The 7,529-nt window shown below is 62.8% G+C and carries 5 protein-coding genes; 2 read left to right on the top strand and 3 right to left on the bottom strand.

The genetic code is table 11. From position 1 onward, the window contains the following. Window positions 1-159 (bottom strand): Rpn family recombination-promoting nuclease/putative transposase (locus FEF15_RS18740; protein ID WP_163560924.1); only part of this gene is annotated, 159 nt, incomplete at its 3' end. 185 nt (window positions 160-344) lie between these two features. Here FEF15_RS18740 and FEF15_RS18745 point away from each other — a divergent pair. Both FEF15_RS18745 and FEF15_RS18750 read left to right on the top strand, forming a co-directional pair. Continuing rightward, on the top strand, window positions 345-2,207 hold the full coding sequence (locus tag FEF15_RS18745) for an SEC-C metal-binding domain-containing protein (protein WP_163560926.1): 1,863 nt from the start codon (window positions 345-347) through the stop codon (window positions 2,205-2,207). A gap of 79 nt (window positions 2,208-2,286) precedes the next feature. Then, a complete protein-coding gene (locus tag FEF15_RS18750) occupies window positions 2,287-3,846 on the top strand; it encodes an ATP-binding protein (RefSeq protein ID WP_163560928.1) in 1,560 nt (519 codons plus the stop codon). Between the two features lie 22 nt (window positions 3,847-3,868). Here the strand turns inward: FEF15_RS18750 and FEF15_RS18755 are convergent, their stop codons facing one another. Both FEF15_RS18755 and FEF15_RS18760 read right to left on the bottom strand, forming a co-directional pair. Beyond that, the gene (locus FEF15_RS18755) at window positions 3,869-5,107 is read right to left on the bottom strand and encodes an O-antigen ligase family protein (protein WP_163560930.1); all 1,239 of its coding nucleotides are present in this window, start codon (window positions 5,105-5,107) and stop codon (window positions 3,869-3,871) included. 124 nt (window positions 5,108-5,231) lie between these two features. Next, window positions 5,232-7,208, bottom strand: coding sequence for a nucleoside-diphosphate sugar epimerase/dehydratase (locus tag FEF15_RS18760; RefSeq protein WP_163560932.1), 1,977 nt, complete (start codon window positions 7,206-7,208; stop codon window positions 5,232-5,234). Window positions 7,209-7,529: the final 321 nt, after the last annotated feature.

Consider the following 7,529-nt stretch of genomic DNA (forward strand, 5'->3'; position numbering starts at 1 on the left):
GAACAGCGGCGTGATGTAGTTCCCGCTGTGGTTCTTCAGCGTCGCGAAGTCCATCAGTTGAGCGATCTCCGGCGGCGCGAAACCGTCGATCAGCTGCTGGACGAACTCCGGGTGACTGAACAGCTCCTTGTAGCCGGTATCGTGATGGTTGCTGGCCATGCGGCGTCCCTGGCGTTGATGTGCCGGCAGGATACCACGCTCCTTACCAGGGCAGTGGTTCCGGTAATGTGGCAGACCCGCTTGCCACCCAGCATCACCTTCTCAGTGTGGGGGGCCGATTTTCGTCGACGTCACGGTGCGTGTACACTCCTCGCCAACCCAGTTCACAGAACGCTCAGCTGACCATGCACGCCGATACACCAGAGATTCCCGCGGGACTGGAAACGGCCACTGCCGCCTTTCTGGAAGCCTCCCTAAAGCATATCCTGCGTCATGAGAACCCTTCGCAGTATCTTGAGGCGCTGGGTGATATCGTACGCAGCACCGGCTTCGAGCAGTGGTTCGATGCTGACATGCCGTTCTGGGTCTTGGGCCGTTCGGTATGGAATGCTACTCCGCTGCCTTCTCAGGGGTTCAAGCCGGCTCCGCTTCCCGAACCGAAGCGCAACGATCCCTGCCCCTGTGGCTCCGGCAAGAAGTTCAAACGCTGCTGTCTGAACGCCCTGTCCGGTCATACCATGGCGGTCGAGGAAGAAATGCCGATCGTCCATCGTGCCGTGTCACTCTATAGCCGCCAGCAGCGCCATGAAGCCATGAAGAAAGCCCCTCCCCGGGTACGACTGGCCCTCGCCGATCTCGAACTGGAAGAGGCGCATCCCGGCAAGGCACGCACCATCCTGCTGGCGCTCCTGCAGCGTGACGGCCTTGATGCCACCCTTCAAACCCACGCCGTGCAGTTGCTCGGTGAAGCCTACGAGGCACTGGGGCATCAGAGAGCCGGAGAGAAGGCATTCCATGCGCTGCTCGACGACCTTGGCCTCTCGGCACGCAGCGCCGCTCTGCAGTGGCTGGCCAGTCGTCGCCTGGAGAGGGAACGGCCGGAAGAGGCCATGCTGCTGGTCATGGAGGCGGATCTGTATGACCCCGGCAACCTTGTGACGGGGCTGCTGCTGGTGACCTGTCTGCGTGCCTTGGGGGAAGACGAGGAGGCCCAGGCAGCGGCAACGGAATGGCTGCCGGTTGCCGAGGAATTGGGCGACGCGCAGGCCGTCGCGCTGCTCAAGGAACAGGCCAGCCTCGCGACTCTGGACGATGCCGCCGACGACAGCCTGCTGCGCTCGCTTGGCGATCTCCCCGAAGACGAAGATAGCGATGACGACGAGGCATTCGTGGCAGGGCCCAGTCAGTCCCAACTCGATGCGCTCACGCATCGGCTGGAGCAGGCCGGCCGCGAGCCCCTGCTGCCGGTGCATTTCGACGCAGGGCCGCCGAGCCAGAACGGCGAAGAATACTTTCTGGCGCTCTCACCCGAGGTGCAACGTGCCGAAACCGTGCTCTATGGGGACATGGAGGAAACCGACCCCATGAACCTGGCGCTGATCGAGCGTCACCCCGGCCTGTTGCAGAGCCCGACCTTCCTGGAATCCCTCGACGAGGCCGGCCAAGAGCTGATCTTCCATGACCGCGACGCCTTCCAACAGGCGCTGGACAACCAGCAGCAACGCGTCATCGACCACATCCTGTCCGCCCTGCCCGCTGGCGGCCAACTGCCCTGGGGCATGCTCGAGCACCGACCGGTAATTCGCCATCTGGTCCAGCAGGCCTTGGACGAGAATGACCTGGATCGTGCCATCGCCGGTTTCCAACGCGCACTGGCCCTGTGCCCGAACGACAACCTCGGCGTTCGCGCCCCGCTTGCCGACGCCCTTTTGCGTGCCGGGCACGATCAGGAAGCGCTGGCGCTCACCGAACAGTATCCAGGGGACCACCTGGCCGAGATCCGCTATGGCCGCGTACTGGCGTTGGTTCGGCTCAATCGCCTGCACGACGCCGAAGAGGCCCTGAAGGAGGCCTACCAGGCGTTGCCCAAGGTCCTCAACTACCTGACTGCCAGCAAACGAAAACAGCCCAAGCTTGACCCCTCTGGCATGATCCTCGGCGGTGCCGACCAGGCCTGGCTCTACCGCCAGCAGATGCGCGATGTCTTTGCCGAGACGCCGGGCATGCTGAGCTGGCTCGACAGCATGAAACGGCGGATGCTGCGTTGAGGGCGAGCGGCGGGCCAGCCTGAGCCATACGTGCCCGTGATAGACTCATCTCAGCGCAACCGCGATCCGCGAGACAGGTATGGCCCAGCAGCGCAAGAAGCTTCCCATCGGTATCCAGACCTTCGCCGACATCGTCGGCGGCGAGTACTACTACGTCGACAAGACCCCGCAGCTCCATCAGCTGGTGGCGGAAGGCAAGTACTACTTCCTGTCGCGCCCGCGCCGGTTCGGCAAGAGCCTGCTGATCGACACCCTCAAGTGCCTGTTCGAAGGGCGCGAAGCGCTGTTCCAGGGGCTCCACCTCCACGACAAGTGGGACTGGCAGGTTCACCATCCGGTGATCCGTCTGAGCTTCGCCGACGGCGTCATGCAGAGCCGCGAGGGACTGGATGCCCATATCCGTTACCAGCTGCAGCAGCATCGCGAGCGCCTGGGCATCGAGAAGCCGCAGCCCGAGCTGATTTCCAGCGATTTTGCGGAGCTGATTCGCCTGGCGCACCAGCACCACGGCCAGCGTGCCGTGGTGCTCGTGGATGAATACGACAAGCCGATCCTCGACAACATCACCGAGCCCGAGCGCGCCCGGGAACTGCGCGAGGGGCTGAAGAACATCTACTCGGTGCTCAAGGACGCCGACCCTCACCTGGCTTTCGTGCTGCTCACCGGCGTCTCCAAGTTCAGCAAGGTCAGCCTCTTCTCGGGGCTCAACAACCTCAACGACATCACCCTCGATACGCCTTATGCCGATATCTGCGGCTATACCGAGGCCGATATCGACACGGTGTTCGCCGCCGAGCTGCCGGGGCTGGATCGCGACGAGATCCGCCGCTGGTACAACGGCTATCGCTGGGGCGGCCAGGAGGTCGCTGCGGTCTACAATCCCTTCGATGTGCTGCTGTTGTTCCGGAAGCGCAAATTCGGCCCGTACTGGTTCGAAAGCGCCACGCCGACCTTCCTGGTCCAGTTGCTCGCCGAACGCGGTGTCTTCACGCCCCGGCTGGAACAGCTACAGACCGAAGCCGAGTTGCTCGGCCGATTCGACGTGGACCAGATCACCACCGAGGGACTGCTCTTCCAGACCGGTTACCTGACGGTACATGACGTCGAAGAACCGATGACCGGCTACTGGCTCTACACCCTGGGCTATCCCAACCGGGAGGTGGAGTCCAGCCTCAACCAGGCGCTGCTACCCGCCCTCGGCCTGGACAACGCCGCCCCCCAGCGACTGACCCTGTTCAGGTGCCTGCAGGCCCACGACCTGGCCGGCCTGGAAGCCCACCTCAAGGCGCTCTACGCCAGCCTGCCGCATGACTGGTACCGCAACAACCCCATTGCCCGGTATGAAGGCCACTACGCCAGCGTCTTCTACAGCCACTTCGCCGCCCTGGGGCTGGCGATCACCGTGGAAGACGCCAGCCACACCGGCCGCGTCGACATGACCGTCGACTTCGCCGGCCATCTCTACCTGTTCGAGTTCAAGGTGGTGGAACAGCTGCCCGAAGGCCACGCCCTGCAGCAGCTCAAGGACAAGGGCTACGCCGACAAATACCGCGGCCAGGGCAAGCCGACTCACCTGATCGGCGTGGAGTTCTCCCGGGCTCAGCGCCAGATTGTCGCCTTCGACCACGAGATGGCGTAGCCACGCAGTCTCACCTTCCCACTTAACCCCGCCCTGCCACCTTGAGGCGCATGCTGAAACTTCCCCACAGCACGGCCAGCCAGAAGGCGTAGACCATCACGCCGCTGTTATGCGAAAAGAAGCCTTGTGTGAGCCCGAAATCGATGAAGGCCACGGGCAGCAGCGTGCCGGCCACAGCCAGCGACCGTATCTGGAGGTCGGGATGGTTGATGCCATTGGCAAAAAGACGAATGGGGACTAGGTAAACAATCAGAAGTGCGGCCAAGCCCAGCGCGCCGCGTTTTGCCCAGGTATCCAGAAACTCGTTGTGCGCGTGCCCAAACTCCTTTGCTCTATCAACAATGACACCCTGCTCGGCCAACTCGCCCATGGCGGACTCGAACTGGGCAATGCCTACACCGAGCACCGGATTCTCCCAGCCGATGCGTGCCGCGCCTTTCCACATCTCGAAACGCACGCCCACCGAACTGGTGCGGTCCTCGCCACGCAGGTAGCCACCAAACTCCGTCACGGCCTGATCGACCCGGCCCTGCACACCCAGCTGTGGCGTGGCGTAAACCGCGCCGGCGGCCAGCACCACCGCCATTACTGCGGCCAGGCGCCAGCGCAGCGCGAATTCACGGCCATAGCCGCGATAGAGTACCCACAGAATCAGCGGCAGCCCAACCCAGCCACCCCGGCTCCCCGAGAGCAGTGAAGCGGCGACACCGCCCAGCGCCCCGAGCAATAGCAGGGCAAGCCAAAAGCGACGCTGCGGCTGTGCCCATGCCCAGCCCATGCCGGCGACGCACAAAAACCCCAGCAACAAGGCAAGGTTGCCGAACTGAATCGCCTGAGTCAGGCCGCTCGCTCGACTCACCCCCTCGATGAAAAACTGCCAACCGCCCAGTGCCCCAGCTCCAGTAGCACCCAACGCAAGCCCCACCCATAGCCAGCGACGACGAGGGGGGTAGGCCATCACCAGCAACATGGCCGGAATGGCCAGCAGAAACCGCACCGGCTTGTCCATTTCGCGACTGCTCGCTCCGCCCCACCAGGCGTCACCCATGCCCACCACCGCATAAAAAGCCATTGCCGCGATGATCAGCCAGTCCTGATACGACAACCCGAGGCGCGGGCGCTGAACCAACAACACCGCGCTGCCCAGCAGCAACAATACCGCGCCAACCGAATAGCCCGTGGGCACGACCAACGGCAAGGCGCCAAGCAGCAGCACTGCGAGATTCACATAGCCTTGAACCCAGATCGTCGTTTCTCCCATCCCCCTCATTGCCAACACCGCCACGTCATGTCCCCACGCTCATCGTTCTTATCCGCCAGTCGACAACAAAATGGCCGACACAAAGGCCGGCCATTCTAGCATGTCGTTCTGGCGAGACGGGGCTTCAGTGCAACGGTTTTACGGCCTTGGCCACGGCGGCAACATGCGGCTCCCGAGACTTGGCCTCAGCCGTTACCGGCAGCAGTAGATCCACCATCGGCGAGCTGTGCTGGAAGCCGCTCACGGCCTGTTTGAGCACCTCGCAGGCCTGGTGGCAGTCGAGCTGCCGCTCGGCCTCCTCCAGCTCATCCAACAAGCGGGCCAGGGTATTCGCGCTCAACACCTCTTCCTGGGCACGCATGATCTTGGGGTGCGAGGTACCCACCACGTTGTCACCGATCAGCAACTCCTCATAGAGCTTCTCGCCCGGCCGTAAGCCGGTGAAGACGACCTCGACGTCCCCCTCGGGGTTGTGTTCGTCTTTCACTTCCAGGCCCGACAGCTTGATCATGCGCCGCGCCAGGTCGACGATCTTCACCGAATCGCCCATATCGAGTACGAATACATCACCCCCTTCGGCCATGGAGCCGGCCTGGATCACCAGCAACGCAGCCTCGGGAATGGTCATGAAGTAGCGAGTGATCTCCGGGTGGGTGACCGTAACCGGGCCACCCTGCTCGATCTGGCGGCGGAACAGCGGCACCACCGAGCCGGAAGAGCCCAGCACGTTGCCGAATCGCACCATCGAGAAGACGGTTGTGCTGGAATGCCGCGCCAGGTCCTGCAATACCAATTCGGCCATACGCTTGGTCGCCCCCATGACATTGGCGGGCCGCACCGCCTTGTCGGTGGAGATCAGCACGCAGCGCTCTACGCCCAGCTTGGCGGCCCTCTCCGCCACCACCCGAGTGCCCAGGACATTGTTGCGCGCTCCTTCCAACACGTTGTTCTCGACAATCGGCACATGCTTGTAGGCCGCAGCGTGGTAGATGGTCTGTACGCCGTAATGGGCGATCACCGCTTCGACCCGTTCGCGGTGGCACACACTGCCCAGCAGCGGGTAAATGCCGAAGGTTGCGCCCATGTCCGCCTTCAGGGCGTCCAGCTCCTGACCGATGGCGTACAGACTGTATTCACTCAGTTCGAACAGCACCAGCGCCTTGGGATTGCCTCGCATGATCTGCCGGCAAAGCTCGCTACCGATCGAGCCCCCAGCGCCGGTGACCATCACCACCTTCCCGCAAATGCTGGCTTCCAGCAGCTCTTCGCGCGGCGGCACGGGGTCGCGCCCCAGCAGGTCCTCCAGCTCCACCTCGCGCAGCTGATCGACACTGGCCTCGCCGGAGACGATCTCCGGCATCGAGGGCACCGTCTGCACGTGCACCGGCACCTCGGCCAGTTGATCCAGCGCGTGCTTGCGCTGTTTCTTGGTCGCCGAGGGCATGGCGAGCAGCACCCGGGTGATGTTCAACTGCTGAACCACCGGCGCGAACTCGCCGGGGTTGAACACCTTGACGCCCTTGATGGTACTGCCCCACAGCGCCGGATCGTCGTCGAGAAAGGCGGCCGTGTAGAATTCGCGACCGTTGGCCAAGGCCATCGCCAGCTGCGCCCCGGCGCCGCCAGCTCCATAGATCGCCACCCCCTCTTTCTCGGTGTAGTGGCGAATCAGCCAGTGATAGTAGCTGCGCACCAGCAGGCGCGTACCGCCGACGTAAACCAGGGTGACCAACGCAAAATTGACCGGTACCGAACGGGGAAACCCCTGCCATTGGTAAAAAAAGGCCGAGGCCCACATCAAGAGCGCCAGCAGCGCCGAGCCCTTGACCACCGCCCAAAGCGCCTGGGGACCCATGAAGCGCACCACGGCGCGGTAGAGCCCCAGACGTGCAAACACAAAGACACCCACCACGGGGGTGAGCAAGAAAAGCCACCAAAAGGGCTCGACATAGCGTGCCGGCCACCACTCGGCAAAGCGCAACGCATAGGCTGACCACAGTGCTAGCGGCAAGGCCACCAGATCCGCCGCAACCATGATCAAGCGCTTCTTGGCACGACTCAGTGTCGTCAGCCGACGGTGTAGACGTTCAGATCGCGCCATGACCGTGATCCTAAGAGGGACGAGAGTAACGAGGCACCAAGTGTAGGGAAGCCAAGCGGGCCACACAACGCTGCATTGGCAGTAATGCTGTAAAGCCGGCTTAAGAAGAAGCAAGGAGGCAATGCGAATGACGGCTGCATCAGTCCACCTCCGCAGATCTTGAGTTATTGAACAAAATCCCGCCGCATTCTGCGATTCGATTTTTGGAATGAATCGACAGTCAAGGCGGTGCAAGGCGATAGCCTTGCTGGTGAAACTGGATAAACATATAGTTAGTTGATGGCCATCATTCGCTCGGACACCCTCACCCTCCAGGTCACC

Source organism: Halomonas sp. NO4 (genome assembly GCF_010994375.1).
Taxonomy (GTDB): Bacteria; Pseudomonadota; Gammaproteobacteria; order Pseudomonadales; family Halomonadaceae; genus Halomonas.

What these genes read in the sequence shown, in the direction of transcription:
- FEF15_RS18745 (WP_163560926.1), top strand. Translation starts at nt 345, where the DNA reads ATGCACGCCGATACACCAGAGATTCCCGCGGGACTGGAAACGGCCACT.
- FEF15_RS18755 (WP_163560930.1), bottom strand. Translation starts at nt 5,107, where the DNA reads ATGGGAGAAACGACGATCTGGGTTCAAGGCTATGTGAATCTCGCAGTG.
- FEF15_RS18760 (WP_163560932.1), bottom strand. Translation starts at nt 7,208, where the DNA reads ATGGCGCGATCTGAACGTCTACACCGTCGGCTGACGACACTGAGTCGT.
- FEF15_RS18750 (WP_163560928.1), top strand. Translation starts at nt 2,287, where the DNA reads ATGGCCCAGCAGCGCAAGAAGCTTCCCATCGGTATCCAGACCTTCGCC.